Genomic DNA, 20,516 nt, shown 5'->3' on the forward strand with positions numbered 1-20,516 from the left:
GAAATTTCCAATCATGCCGATTGCTCAAACCATCGCCTGCTCTAGCTACACCCGTGACGTGGTTGCTAAAAGCAGCAGTCTACGGTGCCTACCGCACGTGGCCATCTCTCACATGCTACGCCCCGGCTATACGCTGGTGCCGTTGATGGGGCTCGCGTCTTTCACTAAGTGCGATGGATACGCAGCAACGACACCAGGAAACATGCGAACTGAAGCGTGATCGTCGATATGATGGTGATGGAGGGAGGCGAACACGCGCGACTGCGTTTCGGCTGTTGGCAGCGGTGTCGCGAACCCCTCGCGAGTCCCAATGCAGGGGCATCGCCTGCGGTTGCGGCGAAACGGCACAGATCGCCCCGACGTGCCTCAGCCGTGATGGTGGAAAACCCGAACGAGCCGACACGAGTACGCAAGACAGTGAGGCGCTGCATCAAGCCGGCACGTCAACGGCATCATTTTGGTGTGGCCCGCAATCGGATGAGAAATTCGCTTATCCGTGGCAGTACCGTGCCGTCCTCAGTAGAGGCGTGCGATTCGCACGCAGGTCTTCTAGACTTAGGAGCGCGTGACAGACGTTCGACTGCTAGAGAACATTTCCAATTAATTTAGGTATCCTTTCATAAATTTCGCATGGCATTCCATCCAACATCTGGATGTAAACGTGAAGGTTCCGTTTCGCTGCGTCAATATACTCGAGCGGCGGAAAGCCATACCAGACGACACACGGAGACAGCGTAGGGTGGTGGCACAGGGGCAAGCGGCGTTAGCGCACGGCCCATGCAGTAGCCCATCGAAGCTGTCCGGTCCGATTTCGTCCCGAGGTATTGCAGCGCGCCAGCAACATCCTGCGAGGTGACCTCCGCGAAGTCGAGTCTGTTCATCAGATGATTCGCCTCTTCTTCAATCGTCGTCTTGCCACGAAAGAGATCGGGAACGAGCGCGAAACTGCCTGCGCTCGCAACAAGCCGGTCCGCGACCCCGCGTATCTGGCCGATAAGCCCCCACCATGCCTGAAAAACGAGTACGGCGGGTGGGCCTGTCGGATCGTCCCGCACGGATAGATACCCGTCGAACTCGCGGCCCTCCGGGCGTTGAAAGTCGACCATTGAACAGCGTGATATTTCATCATCGGTGCTCCTCTGGCACATGCTGACGAGACCACATGCTTCCAGAGTAGTGGCCTCGCACCGTCACCGCCTCCTGTCGCGCTGAGAAGTCCTGAAATCTTCTGGTATCAGGCCGCGGCGTTATTCGCTCGCGATGCGATCGCAAGAAGCAGATCAATGGGTTCGTATGGCACTGGCAAAGTCGATTGCGACATGTTGCCCTGAACCGGCGATTTTCCGTTGAGTTTTCGTAACCGTTCGAGGTTCCCCTCACAGCGCACTTCCCAAGCAACGAACCCTCGACCGCACGCGACATACAATGTATTCAGCCAGATGCGCGATGGCGTCGGGCTTGCCCCGCAGAAGCATGATCTCTGCTTTCGCCCGCACCAGTTCTACCCAAGAAAATAGGTCCTTTACAGTTGCTGCCCTGCGATCGCGCGAGCGACCAACACGGTTGCATCGCGGGTTCGGCAGAACTTGAACTGCCCCCTAAAAGTTGGACGGTTTTTTGGGGGAATTTTTGTGAAATACAGCGAGAAGACAAAGCTGTCTGCGACGAAGGACTATTGCTCCGGGCATGATGGTTTGAAAAGGGTTGCCGAACGGCACCGTGTGGATGTCTCGTCACTTCGCAGGTGGATTGCGGCGTATCAGGCGCATGGCGAAGAAGGTCTGCAAAGAAGAACGAGCTGTGCGCGCTACAGCGTGAAGTTCAAACGTGCGGTTGTGAAACGGATGCGGAAGGAAGGCCTTTCATTCCGTCAGGTCGCAGCACTCTCCAACGTTCGCAATTTCAACATCATTGGGGTGTGGGAGCAGCAGTATGATGACGGCAGTTTGGCCGAGGGACGCTCACGGCCCGCAACTTCAACTGTCAGAATGCCAAAAAAACCGATATCGAAAAAGAAGCCGGCTGCGGATGCGGACCGCAACCACGAGGATCTGCTGGCCGAAGTGAAGCATCTGCGCATGGAGAGCGAATATCTAAAAAAGCTCAACGCCTTGGTTCAAGCGAATGCGAAAGCAGCGCGGCAGAAAAAGCGCAAATCGTGCTTGAGCTAAGGCAGCGTTACCCGCTCGCAGATCTCCTTAAGGTGGCCGGTTTGGCCCCCAGCACTTTCTATTACCAGCAGAAGGTACTGCAGGCCGGGGACAAATATGCGAGCTTGAAGGACCGCATCCGTGCGCTCTTTGAGCAGCACAAGGGCCGCTATGGGTATCGTCGAATCACGGCAGCTGTTCGGAGCCAGGGCGACAGAATCAACCACAAAACGATACAGCGTCTTATGGGCCAGTTGTCCCTGAAGTCGTGCATTCGACCAAAGAAGTATAAGTCGTTCAAAGGGAACGTCGGCAAGATAGCTCCCAACGTGCTGAAGCGAAAATTTGAAGCGTCACGTCCCAACCAGAAGTGGGTGACAGATGTGACCGAGTTTAACGTCGGTGGCCAGAAGCTCTATCTTTCTCCGGTCCTCGACCTCTACAACGGCGAAATCATTGCCTACGAGATGGCACGACGCCCGCTATTCGACATGGTCAACACGATGCTGAACAAAGCCTTCGCGAAGCTGGGGCCACGTGACAAGCCGATCCTGCATTCGGATCAAGGCTGGCAGTACCAGATGCCTGTCTATAGCCGTCGGCTGAAACAGCGGAAAATCAAACAAAGCATGTCGCGCAAAGGCAATTGCCTCGATAACGCTACGATGGAGAGCTTCTTCGGAACGCTCAAGTCCGAATTTTTCTACCTGAACAGGTTTCGCAACCTCGACGAGCTGCAAGCCGGCATCAAAGACTACATACACTATTACAACCACGATCGAATCAAGCTAAGATTGCGAGGACTGAGCCCAGTCCAATACAGAATGAAATATAAGCAGCACTAACGTCAACGTGTCCAACGTTCCGGGGTCGGTTCAATAGCCAGGTGGACACTATGGAAGCAAAGAGAATTCGTCGTACACATCGGGCAGAACTGAAGGCGGCGGTAGTCGACGCCTGCCGCCAGCCAGGTGCATCAATCGCGGCCGTGGCATTGGAACACGGCATCAACGCAAACCTCGTTCACCGCTGGCTGCGCCAGGCCGAGTGCGCTGTGAACGAGGCAGAGGTCGTTCCCGCACGTATGGAACTGGCCGGCGGCTTCATGCCGCTGTCGTTGCCCCAGTCGACGCCGGGCGATATTCGCATTGAAGTACGGCGTGGCGGCAGTGTCATCTCGGTGAGCTGGCCGGTGCAGGCAGCCAGCGAGTGCGCGACGTGGTTGCGCACCTGACTCAAGTGATCCGTATCGATGCGGTGTGGCTGGCGATCGATCCGCTAGGCGGTTATCGTCATTTTCTCGTGGTAAGCCGAGTCTGGCGGAACGTCCGGAAGATCGACCGCACGGCCATCGACGTCGAATTTCCAGCCATGGAACACACAACGCAGGCCACACTGCTCGTTGCGGCGTAGAACAGGTCGGCACCCCGATGCGGGCAGTGCGGTTCGACGAGACCGACCCGCCCGCCGGTGTCGCGGAAGGCGACCAGGTGCTCACCGAGAACCTGAACCCAGATCGGCGGTCCGTCGTTCTCCGGCAATTCCCGGGACAGGGCTACGGCTTGCCAGAAGCGACGGAACAGATCGCCCATCGATGTGCCGGGGCCCGCATGAGTCATGCATGTGATTGTCCTGCGTATTCAACATTTCTGGTTCGCTCTGTCAGTATTCAGATTGCTGGGTGCAACTTCGTCCGGTTACGGCGTTTGCGCGACTATCGTCCGATTTAGTAGGGCGCCGCCCAGTCCAGACATGCATCAGTGTCCGCTGTGGAAGGCGAGTACTCGCAACCGATCCAACCCTGCCAGCCGAGCCGTTTGATCTGTTCCAACAGGAACGGAAAACGGATTTCACCTGTGCCCGGCTCGCGGCGCCCGGGTACATCACCCGCCTGGATATGGCCTACAAGCTGGAAGACGGCCTCCAGATGTTCTGCAAGCGCGCCCTCCTCGCTTTGCACGTGGAACGTCGTAGCAAAGCTTGACGTTGGATCGGCCCACAGCCTCTATGACCTGCACCGCCTCGTCGAGCCGGTGATAGAAATAGTCGCGAAAGCGGACTCGGCAGCACGGTTCCAGGATGACCTGCGTCGACCATCTTTGCAGCCGCTTCCGAGCGCAAAGCCCGCAACAGCCACGATCACGGGCTTGCACACTCGTCGACGCTCGGTGCGTGATGAGTTGTACTTGTAGACGTCCGTCGTCGAGGTTTGAAGCGCTCAACGCAACTCAGGCACCCATGACTTCCGGAGGATGTTTCGCCACATAACGCCCCGGCGCCGGCTCGATCGGCTTGTACTTCGCGTTGCCCGGCTTCTTCGGTGCAGCGACCTGCTTGCCCGCATGCGCCTGCAACCAGTCGTTCCAGTGCGTCCACCAGCTTCCGGGTTGCGATTTCGCCGATTCCAGCCACGCCTGCGGATCGTCGCCGAGCGTGCCGTCGCTCCAGTAGCTGCGCTTGTTCTTCGATGCCGGGTTGATCACCCCCGCGATATGTCCGCTCGCGCCGAGCACGAACTGCGTGTCACCGCCGACGAGCTGCGTCGAACGGTACGCGCCCTTCCACGGCACGATGTGATCCTCCTGCGCGCCGAAGATATAGCTCGGCATATCGATGCTGCCCAGGTCCACCTGCATGCCGCACATCGAGAGGCGCCCCGCCTCGCACAGGCTGTTCTCGAGATACATGTTGCGCAGGTACCAGGCGTACATCGGGCCGGGCAGATTGGTGCCGTCGGCGTTCCAGTAGAGCAGGTCGAACGCTTGCGGCGCGCCGCCCTTCAGGTAGTTGTTCACGACATACGGCCAGATCAGGTCATTCGCGCGCAGCGTCTGAAACACGAAGCCGAGTTCGGCGCCGGAATAGATGCCACCCTTGCCGATCGTCTGCTCGCGCTGCGACACGCCCTGCTCGTCGATGAACACGCCGAGGTCGCCGGGATCGCTGAAGTCGAGCATCGTCGTGAGGAGCGTCACGCTCGCGACCGATCCGTCGCCGCGCGCCCGAAGCACCGCTAGTGCCGACGACAGGATCGTTCCGCCGACACACCAGCCGACCGTATTGACCTTGTCGGCGCCGCTGATTGCACGGCCAACTTCGATCGCCTTGATCGCGCCGCTCTCGACGTAATCGTCCCACGTGATGTGGCCAAGTTCCGCATCCGGGTTGCGCCACGACACAAGGAACACCGTCTGCCCTTGCTCGCACGCGAAGCGCACGAACGAGTTCTCGGGCTGCAGATCAAGGATGTAGAACTTGTTGATGCACGGCGGCACAATCACGAGCGGCCGCTCGGCGACCTGCTCGGTGAGCGGCGCGTACTGGATCAACTGGAACAGTTCGTTCTCGAACACCACCGATCCCTTCGATACCGCCACGTTCTTCCCCACTTCGAACGCGTTTTCGTCGGTGATGGAGATGCGGCCGCGTCTCAGGTCTTCGAGAAGGTTCGCAAAGCCCGCGCGCATGCTTTCGCCCTGCGTCTCGAAGGCGGTCTTCATCGCTTCGGGATTGGTCGCGGCGAAGTTGGCGGGGCTCATCGAATCGATGAACTGGCGCGCGTAGAAACGCAGCTTGTGCTTCTCCTTCTCGACGACGACCGCGGACTCGACCATGTCGTTGAGCAGGCGCGAATTGAGCAGGTACGTCTGCTTGAGCGCGCTGTACCACGGATTCTCGCGCCAGGCATCGGCACTGAAGCGACGGTCGCCGCGCTCGGGTTCGACGGCGGGCATGGGCTTTTGCCCAGTCGCGCTCGCCACCATCCCCATGTACAGCGCCATCTGCCGCTGCCAGTAATGCGCCTGTGCTTGTGCCAGCGCGAGCGCCGGCATAGTAGCGGGGGTCGAAGGCGCTTCGCCGATCTTGCCAGCCGTGCCGGTGTAGGCTTGCAGCAGCGTCTGCCCCGATTTAAAAAAACCTTGGACGAACTCGTCCGGCATGTTGAACGGTACGGCCATGCTGCCTCCTGAGAATTAAGATTACACGCTGCTGCCCGTCCCGCGATGACAACGCACCGCTCGCGCGACGGGCCATGGCACGCTAACTACGTATGGAAGTTAGCTGCTTACACTCACCCCGGGCGGGCACTCCCTGACGTCGGCATCACGAGCGTCGCCATCGATCACCACTTTTTCCTGCACTGCGCACACGGTCGTCGACACGGCGCCCGCTTAGTCCGAATCAGTTTCTTGACTATCACCGCGGTGCGCAAGGCGTCGCCCGACCGGTATATTTAAGATTGCCTCCTTCTGTCTTTATGCACACGAGCGATTCATCCCGTCCCCGATACAGGTCTACGGATGAGCACCACCGGCTTGCGTGGGACTAATATTAGCTTCGCTTGAGACATCGTCTAAATACCGATTTTTGATCGAGCCATACTACGGATTTATGGCTTGTCTCAAGGCCTGAGATCGGAAGGAGCCGTCGCCGCATTCCTTTCCGGAGGTTTAACCTGCACTTAAGCCTCAAAGGCGCTCGAACACCGCGGCGATTCCTTGGCCGCCGCCGATGCACATCGTCACAAGCGCGTAGCGGCCGCCGATGCGTTGCAATTCGTAGACCGCCTTGGTGGCGAGAAAGGCGCCCGAGCAGCCGATCGGATGACCGAGCGCGATCGCACCGCCGTTCGGGTTGGTCTTTTCCATGTCGAGTCCGAGCGCGCGCGCCACCGCGATGGCCTGCGCAGCGAACGCTTCGTTGCTCTCAATCACGTCCATTTGGTCAAGCGTAAGGCCGCCCTTCTTGAGCGCCAGCCTCGTCGCGGGAATCGGGCCTTCACCCATGATTTCGTTAGGCACACCGGCCACCGCGTAGGAGACCAGTCGTGCAATCGGCTTATGGCCGGCCGCTACCGCCACTGCTGCGTCGGCCAGCACAAAGAAGGCCGCGCCGTCGTTAATGCCCGAGGCGTTGCCGGCGGTCACCGAGCCGTCGTTCTTGAATGCTGGCTTCATCTTGGCCAGCGTTTCCATTGTCGTGTTTGGCTTCACATGTTCGTCGGTGTCGAATAACACGTCGCCCTTTTTCGTCTGCTTCACGATGGGAACAATCTGCGATTTGAAGCGCCCTTCGGCGATCGCCCGCGCTGCTCGACGGTGCGACTCTACGGCCAGCGCATCCTGCTGCTCGCGCGTAATTCCCCATTTTGTGGCCAGATTTTCCGCCGTGATTCCCATGTGACCTACACCGAACGGGTCGGTCAATGTGGCGACCATGGTGTCGATCAGCTTCGTGTCGCCCATGCGTGCGCCGCTGCGCATAGCGGTAGAGAGATAGCCGCCGCGGCTCATCACCTCGACCCCGCCGCCGACGCCATAGTCGCAATCGCCGAGCAAGATGTTCTGTGCCGTCGTCACGATGCTCTGAAGGCCGGACGAACATAGGCGATTTACCGACATCGCCACCGAATCCATAGGCAGCCCAGCTTGAATGGCTGCCACGCGCGCCACGTAGGCGAACCGGCTATCCGTGGGAATCGTGTTGCCTACTGTTACGTAGTTGATCGCTGTCGGGTCAACGCCGGATCGCGTGACCGCCTCCTTCATCACAATGGCTGCCAGCTCCGCCGGTTCAATGTCCGCAAGGGACCCGCCGAAAGTCCCAATAGCTGACCGGACCGCGCCCAGCACCACCACATCACGATTGCTCACGATTACTCTCCCAGACAATTGAATGACGAAAACTGACCCATGGCCTGATTAAGACGTCACGCCGCGCCAATGCCTTGAGGCAGAGCAGAGCTCAGCGACTGCGTCGCGAAGGCTGCCATACTTAGAACGGCGAGGGCGTGCTCCAGTGCAGGCGACCACCTTCGAAGAGCGCACAGAACCATCACCAAGGTTCTGGATCTTCGGCGTGCAATGACACCTTCCTTATCCCGACACGCCCCCTCCCGCGCGAACACTGGGGGGGACTGCTTCCGTCAAATGAGTCGGATGCCTCGACGTCAATCTCTGTGATAGATCGAGAATTCTTGTGCAGCAGCCCGCTCCGTCCGCAATTTATTTTCCTCGGCCGATAGGTCCTCATAGCCGAGCGCCATGCCGGAGAGCAGCATCTGGTTCTCTGGAATATTGAGAACTTCGTGCACGATGCCACCATACTCGCACCACGCCTGCTGCGCGCATGACGCAACTCCATAGCACTGTGCGGCGATCATCACGTTTTGCATAAACATCCCACTATCGAGCCAGGAGCCTGCGAGGAGATATTTGTCCATCGTGAAGAACAGGCCAACGGGCGCACCGAAGAACGTGAAGTTGCGAAGCATTGCCTCCTTTCTCGAGGCGTGATCTGAGCGTTGAATACCGTAAAGACTATAGAGATCAAAGCCGACCTTACGCCGTCGCGACAGGTGGGAACCACTACCCCCTTTGGCCGGCCTGTAGTCCCAGATGTATAGATGTGAATGAAAGGTGCATCCCCGCCGAGTGCTGCGGCGTTTACCGCTGCCGCCTCGGTGGTGAGGACCGATCGAAAGGTGGCGTCGTACGGATGCGAAATATCTCCTTCCGCCCCACCGATCACGACAACGCGCCAAGCGGGGTTTTCCGGCATGTCTTCGATGGAAGCTAATTTGGGGAGTTGTGCCAAATCGCAGATTACGACCTTCGCGCCGCTGCCAGTAAGCCTCAGCGCAATGGCCGGCGCCGCAAATGCTGTAAAAAGGGGCACGTGCACCGCCCCCAACCTCCAGATACCGATCAATGCGACGAGAAATTCCTGACTCTTGCCGGCAAGGGTTGCAACGCGATCTCCCTGCTTTACTCCGAGCGCCGCCAGACCGGCCGCAAACGCCTCAGATTGGCGCCGCAGCTCACCATAAGTCATTCGTGTTGTCTGAAGTTTGGCATCGACTATCTCATAGGCCACGCTCTGAGGATCGTGCCTGTCGCAAAGCAACCAGGCGACGCTGACAGCAGGATCCGCATACTGGTTTACCAGTTCGCTAACCCGCTTGTTCGGGTCGCAGGGGGATGCATTGAATTCCATACTTGTCTCCAGATGTTTCGCAAGACTTCGGTTGATCCAAACCCGGTTAAATAGAATTGTTATTCACTTAACATTAATGGTGCAGCCGCCCTGCTGTCAATCGCCGTGATGTAGGCATTAACACTGACGTCTCGAAGCTGTCGTCCGCTCAGAAGGGATTGACAGCCGACTGCGCGTGCAATAATGGGGGTGTTTGGCCGGACGTTGACCGGCCAGCCGGACCGCGTGCGAGATGCACATTGACCCAGGACTGAAATGGACGATCTACTTAGCGTACCGCGCGTTCGCATTCGCCGTCGTGGCGCCGACAAATATCCGCTGATTCTGGAAGCCGCGCGAGGGCTAGTAGCGGAATCTGGATTCCGTGAGGCACAGATGTCGTCAATAGCAGACGCTGCCGGGATCGCGATCGGAACGCTGTATCGCTACTTCCCGTCGAAAACCGAGTTGATGGTCGAGGTTGTAAAGACGACGGCGCAGCGAGAGGTAAATGTCGTCGCGGGAATTGCAATGCGTGATGGAACTGCGCGTGATCGACTCGGCGCGGCGGCATGGACGTTTGCGAGCAGAGCCTTGCGAGGACATCGCCTTGCTCATGCCCTCGTTGCCGAACCGGTGGAGCCGGATGTTGAGGCGGCTCGTCTGGTCTATCACCGCGCGTTGTCACGGGTCTTCAAGACGATCATTGAGCAAGGGGTTGCCGCTGGTGAGTTTCCCGTCCAAGATGCCGCTGCCTCAGCAGACTGTATCGTTGGCTGCCTATTTGAAGGCTTGGTGGCGCCGCTGACAAACGACCCGGCAAACCGTCCGCCACAGCAAACTACCCATGCGTCTGCGATCATCAGTTTTTGCTTGCGGGGAGTTTCCGGAAGTTTGCTGCCGTTCGCCCCTCCCAGTCATTGACGTCAATGGGCTTCGAGTCGATCACCTTCCTGTCCGCCAAAACTCGATAAATCCGCCAAACGCGCCTTTGGCAGTACGCTGTGGACGCCGGTACAAACCAAGCCGATGATTCCAAAAATAGGTCGTTTGCCGCCGCCTTAATCGGGGGCACATTAATCACCACGAGTTGCGACCCCATTACTTAGAGAATACTTCTAAGTAGAATTCGCGTTCTCTTAAAGCCTCCAAAGATCTGGCTTCTACGCAGGGTTCTGGTGCAAATGGAGGATGTGAATGGGTTAGAGTCGTCGAATTACACGAACTGATGACGGACGATGAGTAAGCTGAAGAGGAGCCTGCACAAGCTGCTCGATGGGCGACACTTTGATCGCGAGATCATCCTTCTGTGTATTCACTGTGATGGTTCGCGGACCGATACACTGGCGATAGCCCCGGTCGAACGCTGGTAGACGCCTCGAGCTTCAAGTGACGGATGGAGTCGCGAAATTTAGTAACCCTTCGATCGGAGTCTGGAACCGCAGCCGTCAAGCCACCGCGGCTAGATTCGCCAGTGGCTGCTTCGCGAGCGCCGATACACGCGCGCCATGCTTATGGGCATTGACCGCTTGCCGTTCGGGACGCAGACCACGCATTGCGTGCTTGACCCGTCGAGACTGTTGCGAGCGCCAAAAGGGGCTCGTATCAGACCCGGAGCCAGCCCTGCGCGGCCTGCTGGGCGGAAGCACATCTTATAGCATCAGATGATGCTATAATTTAAGCCTAGATTGCGGAGGCATTTATGCGTACTACGATTGCCCTGGACGACGACCTGATCGCCAAGGCGCAAGCCTACACGGGGCTGGACGAAAAGGCCGCGCTGGTCCGGGAAGCACTCAAAGCCCTAATTCAACGTGAGGCCGCACGTCGGCTGGCAAACCTCGGCGGCAGCCAGCCGGGGATTCAAGGGACACCGCGTCGTCGGCAGGATGTTGAATGATCCTGGTCGACACGTCCGTGTGGATCGACCACATTAACGCGTCTGACTCGATGTTGGTGACCCTGTTGTCAGAGGAACGCGTACTCGCCCACCCCTACGTGATTGGCGAGATATCTCTTGGCAGCTTGCGCAACCGCGACGTCGTCCTTGGTGCGCTGCTGGATCTTCCGCGCGCCCTCATCGCCACGCCAGAGGAGGTTGCCTATCTCATCCAGAGCGAGCAACTCTTCAACCGCGGAATTGGATATGTCGATACTGCACTGCTTGCGTCCGCGCGGTTGCAGCCGGGCGTAACGGTCTGGACGCGCGATAAGCGACTTAAGAAGGTTGCCGACGAACTCGGGCTGAGCGCGATGCTGGGACACTAATGGCGGCTCAAACGATACGGTATCGGTCGCGATAGTCTGTCCCGCCGTCCGACCGCCGCCTTGGCGCGGTCGGACGGCGGATCGTGGAGCAAGCCTCCCCAGCGCCATGAATAGATGCAGTTCCCCCGGCCGCCATCATCAAAGACATGCAGATGCTTTTACAATACCCGAACCGCAGCGCTGGTAATGCAGAGAGCGTCGAAGCCGACCCGCGCACAGTCCGAGACCAACTGCCTGATAGCTTCAAGAATCTTCCATAAAAGGAATTATCAACATCATTGGTGTCAGAGCTTTTTAGTAATGTCTGGTTCTGGCTCATTAGAAATGTCCGGTTCCCGGCTCCGGACCGGCGGCTGTGGCGCATGCTGCGGCATGAGCACAGCCCGGGAGCCGGACATGAACGGACGTGGATTGATCACGATCAGCATGCACGAGCTCGAGCGCGTGAAGATCATCGAAGCGGTCGTCCAGCATCGCCTGACGATCGTGCTGGCGGCGGAACGGCTGCAGCTGTGTGAGCGTCAGGTCAGCCGGCTGGTGCGGCGCTACGAGGCTGCCGGACCGGCCGGGCTCGTCTCGGCGCGGCGTGGGCAACCGGGCAACCGCGAACTGCCGGTGGATCTCCGTGCGCGGGCCATGGCGCTGGTGCGTGAGCGTTACGCCGATTTCGGGCCGACACTGGCGTGCGAGAAGCTCGCCGAGTGTCATGGCGTGGTGCTGGCGAAAGAAACCGTGCGGCGCTGGATGCGTGAGGCCGGGCTGTGGATTCCCCGCCGGCAGCGACCGCCGAAGCTGCATCAGCCGAGAAACCGCCGAGCATGCCTGGGCGAACTGGTGCAGATCGACGGCAGCGATCACCGCTGGTTCGAGGGCCGCGCGCCAGCCTGCACGCTGCTGGTGTTCATTGACGATGCGACCAGCCGGCTGATGGCGCTGCATTTCACGGCGACAGAGTCGACCTTCAGCTATTTCGAGGCGATGCGCGCGTACCTTGAACAGCATGGCAAGCCGGTCGCGCTGTACAGCGACAAGGCGAGCGTATTTCATTGCAACAGCCATTCGGTGACGCCTGGCAAGGGCGTGACGCAGTTTGGCCGCGCGCTGTACGAACTGAATGTGGATACGTTCTGTGCCAACAGCAGTCAGGCGAAGGGGCGCGTCGAGCGCGCCAATCTGACGTTGCAGGATCGCCTCGTGAAGGAATTGCGGCTACGCGGCATCAGCACGAAGGAGGCGGCCAACGCTTATGCGCCCCACTTCATCGCTGACTTCAATGGCCGGTTCGGCAAGGTGCCCAGGAGCGCGTTCGATGCACACCGGCCGTTACGGGCCGATGACGATCTCGACCTGATCCTGACGTGCCGGGTGCCGCGGCGCGTGTCGAAGGTGCTGACGGTGCAGTACGACCGGGTGATCTATCTGCTTGAAGACACGGCGGCAAACCGCAGCCTCATTCACAACTATCTGGACGTGTTCGAGTATCCGGACGGACGCATCGAGATCCGGGTCAATGGCGCTGCCCTGCCCTGTGTGCCGTATGACCGGCTCTCGGAGATCGACCAGGCGGCGGTGGTCGATAACAAGCGGCTGGGACACACGTTGCAGATGGCGCAGGTGATCCAGGCGCAGCGCGATGACCGGCGTGCGTCAGGCTCGCCGTCGAGAACGAATCAGGGCGAAGCGCCGCGGCCGAAGGAGCGCAAGGTGGGCACCTGCAAGCAGCGCGAACTGACGCTTGAAGACCTGAATGCAGCGGTCCTGGGAACTGCCGGAACGCGGGCAGGCTCGGTGCTTGAAAGCCCTCTAACATAGAGATTTCTGAACCTTAAAACCGGACATTTCTAAAAAGTCCAAACCCGGACATTTCAGAATGGCCTCGACAATTGGTGTCAGGGCTTTTTAGTAATGTCCGGTTCTGGCTCATTAGAAATGTCCGGTTCCCGGCTCCGGGCCGGCGGCTGTGGCGCATGCTGCGGCATGAGCACAGCCCGGGAGCCGGACATGAACGGACGTGGATTCATCACGATCAGCATGCATGAGCTCGAGTGCGTGAAGATCATCGAAGCGGTCGTCCAGCGGCGGCTGACGGTCGTGCTGGCGGCCGAACGGCTGCAGCTGTGTGAGCGTCAGCGCAGCCGGCTGGTTCGGCGCTACGAGGCTGCAGGACCGGCCGGGCTCGTCTCGGCGCGGCGTGGGCAACCGGGTAACCGCGAACTGCCGGTGGATGTCCGTGCGCGGGCCATGGCGCTGGTGCGTGAGCGTTACGCCGATTTCGGGCCGACACTGGCGTGCGAGAAGCTGGCCGAATGTCATGGCGTGGTGCTGGCGAAAGAAACCGTGCGGCGCTGGATGCGTGACGCCGGGCTGTGGATTCCACGCCGGCAGAGACCGCCGAAGCTGCATCAGCCGAGAAACCGCCGAGCATGCCTGGGCGAACTGGTGCAGATCGACGGCAGCGATCACCGCTGGTTCGAGGACCGCGCGCCAGCCTGCACGCTGCTGGTATTCATTGACGATGCAACCAGCCGGCTGATGGCGCTGCATTTCACGGCGACCGAGTCGACCTTCAGCTATTTCGAGGCGATGCGCGCGTACCTTGAACAGCATGGCAAGCCGGTCGCGCTGTACAGCGACAAGGCGAGCGTATTCCATTGCAACAGCCATTCGGTGACGCCTGGCAAGGGCGTGACGCAGTTTGGCCGCGCGCTGTACGAACTGAATGTGGATACGTTCTGTGCAAACAGCAGTCAGGCGAAGGGGCGCGTCGAGCGCGCCAATCTGACGTTGCAGGATCGCCTCGTGAAGGAATTGCGGCTACGCGGCATCAGCACGAGGGAGGCGGCCAACGCTTATGCGCCCCACTTCATCGCTGACTTTAACGGCCGCTTCGGCAAGGTGCCCAGGAGCGCGTTCGATGCACACCGGCCGTTACGGGCCGATGACGATCTCGACCTGATCCTGACGTGCCGGGTGCCGCGGCGCGTGTCGAAGGTGCTGACGGTGCAGTACGACCGGGTGATCTATCTGCTTGAAGACACGGCGGCAAACCGCAGCCTCATTCACAACTATCTGGACGTGTTCGAGTATCCGGACGGACGCATCGAGATCCGGGTCAATGGCGCTGCCCTGCCCTGTGTACCGTATGACCGGCTCTCGGAGATCGATCAGGCCGCGGTGGTCGACAACAAGCGGCTGGGACACGCACTGCAACTCGCCCAGGTGATCCAGGCGCAGCGTGATGACCGGCGGACGTCGGGCTCGCCATCGAGGACCAATCAGGGTGAAGCGCCGCGGCCGAAGGAGCGCAAGGTGGGCACCTGCAAGCAGCGCGAACTGACGCTTGAAGACCTGAATGCGGCGGTCCTGGGAACTGCCGGAACGCGGGCAGGCTCGGTGTTTAAAAGCCCTTCCAGATAGAGATTTCTGAACCTTGAAACCGGACATTTCTAAAAAGTCCAAACCCGGACATTTCAGAATGGCCTCGACAATTGGTGTCAGGGCTTTTTAGTAATGTCCGGTTCTGGCTCATTAGAAATGTCCGGTTCCCGGCTCCGGGCCGGCGGCTGTGGCGCATGCTGCGGCATGAGCACAGCCCGGGAGCCGGACATGAACGGACGTGGATTCATCACGATCAGCATGCATGAGCTCGAGCGCGTGAAGATCATCGAAGCGGTCGTCCAGCGGCGGCTGACGGTCGTGCTGGCGGCCGAACGGCTGCAGCTGTGTGAGCGTCAGCGCAGCCGGCTGGTTCGGCGCTACGAGGCTGCAGGACCGGCCGGGCTCGTCTCGGCGCGGCGTGGGCAACCGGGTAACCGCGAACTGCCGGTGGATGTCCGTGCGCGGGCCATGGCGCTGGTGCGTGAGCGTTACGCCGATTTCGGGCCGACACTGGCGTGCGAGAAGCTGGCCGAATGTCATGGCGTGGTGCTGGCGAAAGAAACCGTGCGGCGCTGGATGCGTGACGCCGGGCTGTGGATTCCACGCCGGCAGAGACCGCCGAAGCTGCATCAGCCGAGAAACCGCCGAGCATGCCTGGGCGAACTGGTGCAGATCGACGGCAGCGATCACCGCTGGTTCGAGGACCGCGCGCCAGCCTGCACGCTGCTGGTATTCATTGACGATGCAACCAGCCGGCTGATGGCGCTGCATTTCACGGCGACCGAGTCGACCTTCAGCTATTTCGAGGCGATGCGCGCGTACCTTGAACAGCATGGCAAGCCGGTCGCGCTGTACAGCGACAAGGCGAGCGTATTTCATTGCAACAGCCATTCGGTGACGCCTGGCAAGGGCGTGACGCAGTTTGGCCGCGCGCTGTACGAACTGAATGTGGATACGTTCTGTGCCAACAGCAGTCAGGCGAAGGGGCGCGTCGAGCGCGCCAATCTGACGTTGCAGGATCGCCTCGTGAAGGAACTGCGGTTACGCGGCATCAGCACGAAGGAGGCGGCCAACGCTTATGCGCCCCACTTCATCGCTGACTTCAATGGCCGGTTCGGCAAGGTGCCCAGGAGCGCGTTCGATGCACACCGGCCGTTACGGGCCGATGACGATCTCGACCTGATCCTGACGTGCCGGGTGCCGCGGCGCGTGTCGAAGGTGCTGACGGTGCAGTACGACCGGGTGATCTATCTGCTTGAAGACACGGCGGCAAACCGCAGCCTCATTCACAACTATCTGGACGTGTTCGAGTATCCGGACGGACGCATCGAGATCCGGGTCAATGGCGCTGCCCTGCCCTGTGTACCGTATGACCGGCTCTCGGAGATCGATCAGGCCGCGGTGGTCGACAACAAGCGGCTGGGACACGCACTGCAACTCGCCCAGGTGATCCAGGCGCAGCGTGATGACCGGCGGACGTCGGGCTCGCCATCTAGGACCAATCAGGGTGAAGCGCCGCGGCCGAAGGAGCGCAAGGTGGGCACCTGCAAGCAGCGCGAACTGACGCTTGAAGACCTGAATGCGGCGGTCCTGGGAACTGCCGGAACGCGGGCAGGCTCGGTGTTTAAAAGCCCTTCCAGATAGAGATTTCTGAACCTTGAAACCGGACATTTCTAAAAAGTCCAAACCCGGACATTTCAGAATGGCCTCGACAAGAACTGTAGCGGCAATATGAGGGTTTTGTCGCGATAAGGTTGACAGAGCGAACGGGACCGGCATGATGAGGAATGCTTACATCGCCAACGAATAGAACTGCTCGGCGGGAGTTTGGCCGCTACCACTGTCTTTCACCTGCCCCTTTGCAATCATGTGCATGTATATGAACGCCTCCCGTTTGCGAAGCAATTTTTCCTGCTTTGACGTACAGAATTGGTTGCTGCTGTATATACGGCCTTACTGCAGCCGATACGGCCGCTGCGGGCCCCTATGAAATCCGCTGACTCGCACCTCATTGAGCTCACGAGCTCGAGGCTCTTATGCACATTCAGGTTTAGCGAGTCCGGGTCCAACCTGTCTTGTCATCACACTCGATTGCCGACGCAACCTTTCGACGTACCATCCTGTGTAAAGCGTTAATCCTCTACGCAGCGCTAAACCGTTCAGGCTGGCTTCGCGCTCACGTACCCCTTCTGGTACGGTTGATCGTGGGCGAGGATTGCCCAGATCGTCCGCGCTATCTTGTTGGCCAGTGCTACGATTACCACGTTCGGCGGTCTGCGCTTTCTGATCTGCTCGACCCAGGGACCGGGTTCTCTAACGTGGTGCAGCACGCTGCGCGCACCGTGAATCAGCAGCGTGCGCAGATACGTATCACCGCGCTTGCTGATACCCAGCAACGTCACTTTGCCTCCCGAGCCCGTTTGCTTCGGCACAAGACCGATCCAGGCCGCGAACTCGCGCCCTGATCTAAACGACTTCGCATCGCCCATTGTCGCCACCGCAGCGGTCGCCGTGAGCACACCAACGCCTGGGATCGCGGTAATCGCCTTGACCGCCTTGTCCTCCAGCATCCACTGGCGCAGCCGCCGCTCAATCACGGCGATCTGTTCATCGAGCTTCGTCAACCCGTCCCACTGCTCTCGCAACGTATCGATCAACACCATAGGTAGGCGATCCGATATCCTGGCCAGCACCGCGGGTATTGCCTTGTCGAGCGCAGCCCGGCCCCTGCCCATCACTTCGCCGTATTCGGTCAACAGTCCGCGTAGGCTGTTGATCTGCATCGTACGGAACTTGACGAGCTGCTGACGCATCCGGTGCAGCGCCAGCACGGCCTGCTGCGCTTCGGTCTTTATCGCTACCGCCTTGCTGGGCTGCTGCACGGCCAGCCAGACCGCCCGGGCGTCGGCCGCATCGTTCTTGTTGCGGATGTTGAACGCCTTGACGAACTCTGCAGGCATCAGCTTTACCTGATGCCCCATTTTTATCAGCTCCCGTGCCCAGTGCTGTGCACCGCCACACGCCTCCATCCCTATCAGGCAGGGCGCCCGGTTCGCAAAGTATTCGAGAAACCTGGCTCGCTTGACCGGCCTGTTCACGATTTCACCTGTCCCGGCGTCCACGTAGTGAAGCTGGAAGACGCTCTTTGCAATATCGATCCCTACTGGCGTAAGGTTCATTTCGGACACCTCCGGTTTTGCCTGGGAAGACCTGTATGATCCTCCATCCTAGGCACTTTGATGCCCGTCGGCGCGTGAGGGTCCACCTTCATTGCTGAAACCCATCGCTCACGGGTGGGAGGCGTTCATTCCATTGAGCTCGATACCGCCCAGCAAAATTCGGGCACAACGAAAGGTCTTGAACCCGAGCATCGGTCGGGTACGGCGCTTGATAGCCCGGTGGTCCTGGTCGGGTAGCAGCAGCGCATTGCTGCGCTGCTGCCCCCTAAGAACCGTACGTGCGCCTTTAGGAGCATACGGCTCAAGCCTCTGCAAAGGCATCTGTCGACACCCGGTAGTACAACTTTATTTTCTGGCGTACTGCGGATTTCTACGGCAATTGAGATGGTTAACCTGGAGGTTGCTTGCTGCATCCGTGCCGCCGTCAGTTTGCTTCACAATATGCGTAACATCCCAGCGGGTGTTCATTGTGATGGGCTGCTGACAGTTGGAACACATGCCATCTTGCCTTACCCAGACACGGTACAGCTTACGGCGACCGCGCGTCGAGTTCAGCATCTTCTGGCCCCATCGGGATTCGAAGTATGGTGCCCATTGCGGATCGTGCGGATTTGCGCCCGCTCGGATCTTGATGTGCCGTTTTATTGGCGTGGCCGATTCCTTCAGCAAGGTGACCTCTCTTGTCGTGCCATCCTCTTTTTTTTCTGTGGCGGCAAATACCCAGTCCCGCAAACCTTTGGCCCTGAAGTATTTGTTTTTTATCCATCGGGCGCCTTTTTTAGGGTGCCTTCTTGCCGCCCATCGCCATAGCATTGACCAGACCTCGTGATCAACCTGGATAGCGTCAAGCAGGACGTCCGGTTTACCGACAAACATCTTGGCCGGTCGGCCGAGGTGATTGTCGCTGTTTAGCTGGCCATGGTTGTCGCTCCGTTCGGGTTGTCAGTGGGTAATTGACGGCGGCGCTCTTTCTGTTTGTCGCTGGCTGTGCGGCGCCGATAGCTTTCGACATTCAGCTCGAAGATCGTCGAGTGATGGACGAGCCGGTCGATGGCGGCCACCGTCATGCCGGGGTCAGGGAAGACGTCATTCCAGCCGGAGAATGGCTGGTTGGCCGTTATCAGAAGACTTTTCCGCTCGTATCTTTCGGCTATCAGCTCGAATAGCACGCTGGTTTCGGCCTGGTCCTTCCTCACATACGACAGATCGTCCAGGATGATCAGGTCGAACCGGTCGAGTTTGGCGAGTGCCGACGGCAATTGCAAACTCTGACGCGCAACCTGGAGCTTCTGCACAATTTCGCCGGTCCGGGTGAACAACACACGATAGCCGGCATCGATCAGGGCATGTCCGATTGCGCTTCCAAGATGGCTTTTCCCGCCGCCAGGCGGCCCGAACAGGAGAATCGTGGCGCCTTTCTCAAGCCACGAATCGCCGGTGGCCAGCGCCATCACATGCGCCTTCGAGACCATAGGCACAACACCGAAGTCGAAGGTGGCGAGCGTCTTGGTCGGGTCCAGATGCGACTCGGCACGATGACGTTCGATTCTTCGTTTGGCGCGCTCGGCGAGTTCATGTTCAAGCAATGCACCGAGTAGCCGGGACGCCTGCCAGCTTTCCTTGTCCGAGCGTTCAGCGAAGTCCGGCCACAACCGGCCGATCGTTGGCAGGCGTAGTTCGTTGAGCATAAGTGCGATACGGCCAGCATCGTAGGCGGCGTTCATGCGAGCACCTCCTCATCGAGCAACGTGTCATAGAGCGCGGCGGACGGCATCTCGACGACAACCACTGGACACTCGGCCTGGCGCGGCGCGAACTCATCGAACAACGCCTTCAGATCGGGCAGTTCACCGAGTTCGAGCAATGCATCGAGCCGCTCGGCCAGTTGCGCCTCGACGCCGTGGTGCCCGGCGAGCTCGAGCAGGCCCACCATGGTCTTGCAGGCGCTACGCGGCGTCAGTGCCTGATCCAGTCGTTCCCAGGTGCGACGATAGGCTTCACGCGGAAACAGATCGTCACGGAACGCGAGACCCCTGAAGGCCTGCGGCTTGCGTTTGAGCGAATCGATGAAGTGCCGGTAGTCGATGCCGCGACCGCGCCGCTTGCTCGTGTGCGTGGCTCTCGCCGCGCTGTGCACGAGCGCGCCAGACAGATAGCAATCGAGCCGGTCACTGTAGAGGCGTACCTTCAGGCGATGACCGATCAGCCGCGAGGGGGCGCTGTACAGGACACACCGCACGGTGAACGTGCCGCAGCGTGTCACGCGTGCCTCTTCCTCGGCAAAGTCGCTGGTACGGTGCTCAGGCAGATCCAGCAGGTGCTCGCGCTCGATCTGGAACGCTGCAGCATTACGCCGGTTGCGGCGCATCACCACCCCGCGCACGAACCCGTCGTAAGCGGCCCGGTCCGCGAAGTCTCGGTGACCGCGCAACTCCAGGGCCTGATCGACCTGATCCTTCAGATAGCGATGCGAGGATTCGACGCTGCCATTCTCGTGATTATGGGCTCGAGCCCATAAAAACGAGTATGGTGTGGTAAAAAAAATGTGCTGGTCGATAACCAACGA

Annotated in this window: 18 protein-coding genes and 3 pseudogenes; 8 read left to right on the forward strand and 13 right to left on the reverse strand. The window is 59.6% G+C overall.

From position 1 onward, the window contains the following. Window positions 1-683: 683 nt before the first annotated feature. On the reverse strand, window positions 684-1,106 hold the full coding sequence (locus tag PQR27_RS39070; RefSeq protein WP_408512251.1) for a dienelactone hydrolase family protein: 423 nt from the start codon (window positions 1,104-1,106) through the stop codon (window positions 684-686). Window positions 1,107-1,625: 519 nt separating this feature from the next. Here PQR27_RS39070 and PQR27_RS39075 point away from each other — a divergent pair. Together PQR27_RS39075 and PQR27_RS39080 are read left to right on the forward strand one after the other, a co-directional pair. Continuing rightward, a protein-coding gene (locus PQR27_RS39075; RefSeq protein ID WP_408528994.1) for an IS3 family transposase occupies window positions 1,626-2,995 on the forward strand; the annotation gives its coding sequence in 2 pieces (ribosomal slippage) (window positions 1,626-2,114 and window positions 2,117-2,995; 1,368 coding nt in all). A gap of 50 nt (window positions 2,996-3,045) precedes the next feature. Next, entirely contained in the window at window positions 3,046-3,384 is a 339-nt protein-coding gene (locus PQR27_RS39080; RefSeq protein ID WP_408528950.1) for a transposase, read from the forward strand. 58 nt (window positions 3,385-3,442) lie between these two features. Here the strand turns inward: PQR27_RS39080 and PQR27_RS39085 are convergent, their stop codons facing one another. The 6 genes from PQR27_RS39085 to PQR27_RS39110 form a co-directional block, all read right to left on the reverse strand. Further along, on the reverse strand, window positions 3,443-3,742 hold the full coding sequence (locus PQR27_RS39085; RefSeq protein ID WP_408528951.1) for a Rieske 2Fe-2S domain-containing protein: 300 nt from the start codon (window positions 3,740-3,742) through the stop codon (window positions 3,443-3,445). A 134-nt stretch (window positions 3,743-3,876) separates the two neighbouring features. After that, window positions 3,877-4,110: a TIM barrel protein gene (locus PQR27_RS39090; protein ID WP_408512260.1), complete on the reverse strand. Its 234-nt coding sequence runs from the start codon at window positions 4,108-4,110 to the stop codon at window positions 3,877-3,879. Window positions 4,111-4,378: 268 nt separating this feature from the next. Further along, window positions 4,379-6,109 carry a class I poly(R)-hydroxyalkanoic acid synthase gene (gene phaC, locus PQR27_RS39095; protein ID WP_408528952.1) on the reverse strand — a complete coding sequence of 577 codons (1,731 nt, stop codon included), beginning with the start codon at window positions 6,107-6,109 and terminating at the stop codon, window positions 4,379-4,381. A gap of 510 nt (window positions 6,110-6,619) precedes the next feature. Beyond that, window positions 6,620-7,804 (reverse strand): acetyl-CoA C-acyltransferase family protein, encoded by a 1,185-nt coding sequence (locus tag PQR27_RS39100; protein WP_408528953.1) that lies wholly within the window; start codon window positions 7,802-7,804, stop codon window positions 6,620-6,622. 296 nt (window positions 7,805-8,100) lie between these two features. Further along, on the reverse strand, window positions 8,101-8,424 hold the full coding sequence (locus PQR27_RS39105; RefSeq protein WP_408528954.1) for a nitroreductase: 324 nt from the start codon (window positions 8,422-8,424) through the stop codon (window positions 8,101-8,103). Beyond that, entirely contained in the window at window positions 8,313-9,146 is an 834-nt protein-coding gene (locus PQR27_RS39110) for an AMP-binding protein (RefSeq protein ID WP_408528955.1), read from the reverse strand. The genes PQR27_RS39105 and PQR27_RS39110 overlap by 112 nt, the downstream gene beginning before the upstream one ends. A 255-nt stretch (window positions 9,147-9,401) precedes the next feature. Between PQR27_RS39110 and PQR27_RS39115 the strand changes: the two genes are divergently transcribed. From PQR27_RS39115 to PQR27_RS39140, 6 genes are all read left to right on the forward strand, one after another. Continuing rightward, a complete protein-coding gene (locus PQR27_RS39115) occupies window positions 9,402-10,049 on the forward strand; it encodes a TetR/AcrR family transcriptional regulator (protein WP_408512265.1) in 648 nt (215 codons plus the stop codon). Between the two features lie 778 nt (window positions 10,050-10,827). Continuing rightward, window positions 10,828-11,025 carry a type II toxin-antitoxin system VapB family antitoxin gene (locus tag PQR27_RS39120; protein WP_408512266.1) on the forward strand — a complete coding sequence of 66 codons (198 nt, stop codon included), beginning with the start codon at window positions 10,828-10,830 and terminating at the stop codon, window positions 11,023-11,025. Next, window positions 11,022-11,393: a type II toxin-antitoxin system VapC family toxin gene (locus tag PQR27_RS39125; protein WP_408528956.1), complete on the forward strand. Its 372-nt coding sequence runs from the start codon at window positions 11,022-11,024 to the stop codon at window positions 11,391-11,393. The genes PQR27_RS39120 and PQR27_RS39125 overlap by 4 nt, the downstream gene beginning before the upstream one ends. Window positions 11,394-11,789: 396 nt before the next feature. Then, window positions 11,790-13,205 (forward strand): ISNCY family transposase, encoded by a 1,416-nt coding sequence (locus tag PQR27_RS39130; protein WP_408525451.1) that lies wholly within the window; start codon window positions 11,790-11,792, stop codon window positions 13,203-13,205. Between the two features lie 189 nt (window positions 13,206-13,394). Beyond that, on the forward strand, window positions 13,395-14,810 hold the full coding sequence (locus PQR27_RS39135) for an ISNCY family transposase (protein WP_408528957.1): 1,416 nt from the start codon (window positions 13,395-13,397) through the stop codon (window positions 14,808-14,810). Between the two features lie 189 nt (window positions 14,811-14,999). Continuing rightward, window positions 15,000-16,415, forward strand: a complete 1,416-nt coding sequence (locus PQR27_RS39140; protein WP_408528958.1) for an ISNCY family transposase — start codon at window positions 15,000-15,002, stop codon at window positions 16,413-16,415. Window positions 16,416-16,562: 147 nt separating this feature from the next. Here PQR27_RS39140 and PQR27_RS39145 read toward each other — a convergent pair. From PQR27_RS39145 to PQR27_RS39170, 6 genes and pseudogenes are all read right to left on the reverse strand, one after another. Beyond that, window positions 16,563-16,646, reverse strand: a pseudogene (locus PQR27_RS39145) (IS6 family transposase); the annotation flags it as partial. A 284-nt stretch (window positions 16,647-16,930) separates the two neighbouring features. Then, window positions 16,931-17,950 carry an IS110 family RNA-guided transposase gene (locus tag PQR27_RS39150; RefSeq protein ID WP_408528542.1) on the reverse strand — a complete coding sequence of 340 codons (1,020 nt, stop codon included), beginning with the start codon at window positions 17,948-17,950 and terminating at the stop codon, window positions 16,931-16,933. Window positions 17,951-18,076: 126 nt separating this feature from the next. Continuing rightward, a pseudogene (locus tag PQR27_RS39155) lies at window positions 18,077-18,181 on the reverse strand (IS6 family transposase); the annotation flags it as partial. 114 nt (window positions 18,182-18,295) lie between these two features. Further along, window positions 18,296-18,826, reverse strand: coding sequence for a group II intron maturase-specific domain-containing protein (locus tag PQR27_RS39160; protein WP_408528959.1), 531 nt, complete (start codon window positions 18,824-18,826; stop codon window positions 18,296-18,298). 32 nt (window positions 18,827-18,858) lie between these two features. Next, window positions 18,859-19,674 (reverse strand): IS21-like element helper ATPase IstB, encoded by an 816-nt coding sequence (gene istB, locus PQR27_RS39165; protein ID WP_408528960.1) that lies wholly within the window; start codon window positions 19,672-19,674, stop codon window positions 18,859-18,861. Continuing rightward, window positions 19,671-20,459: pseudogene (locus PQR27_RS39170) on the reverse strand (Mu transposase domain-containing protein); the annotation flags it as partial. The pseudogene PQR27_RS39170 and the gene istB, both read right to left, overlap by 4 nt. Window positions 20,460-20,516: the final 57 nt, after the last annotated feature.

This window comes from Paraburkholderia fungorum, from assembly GCF_046027215.1.
GTDB classification, from domain to species: domain Bacteria; phylum Pseudomonadota; class Gammaproteobacteria; order Burkholderiales; family Burkholderiaceae; genus Paraburkholderia; species Paraburkholderia fungorum_D.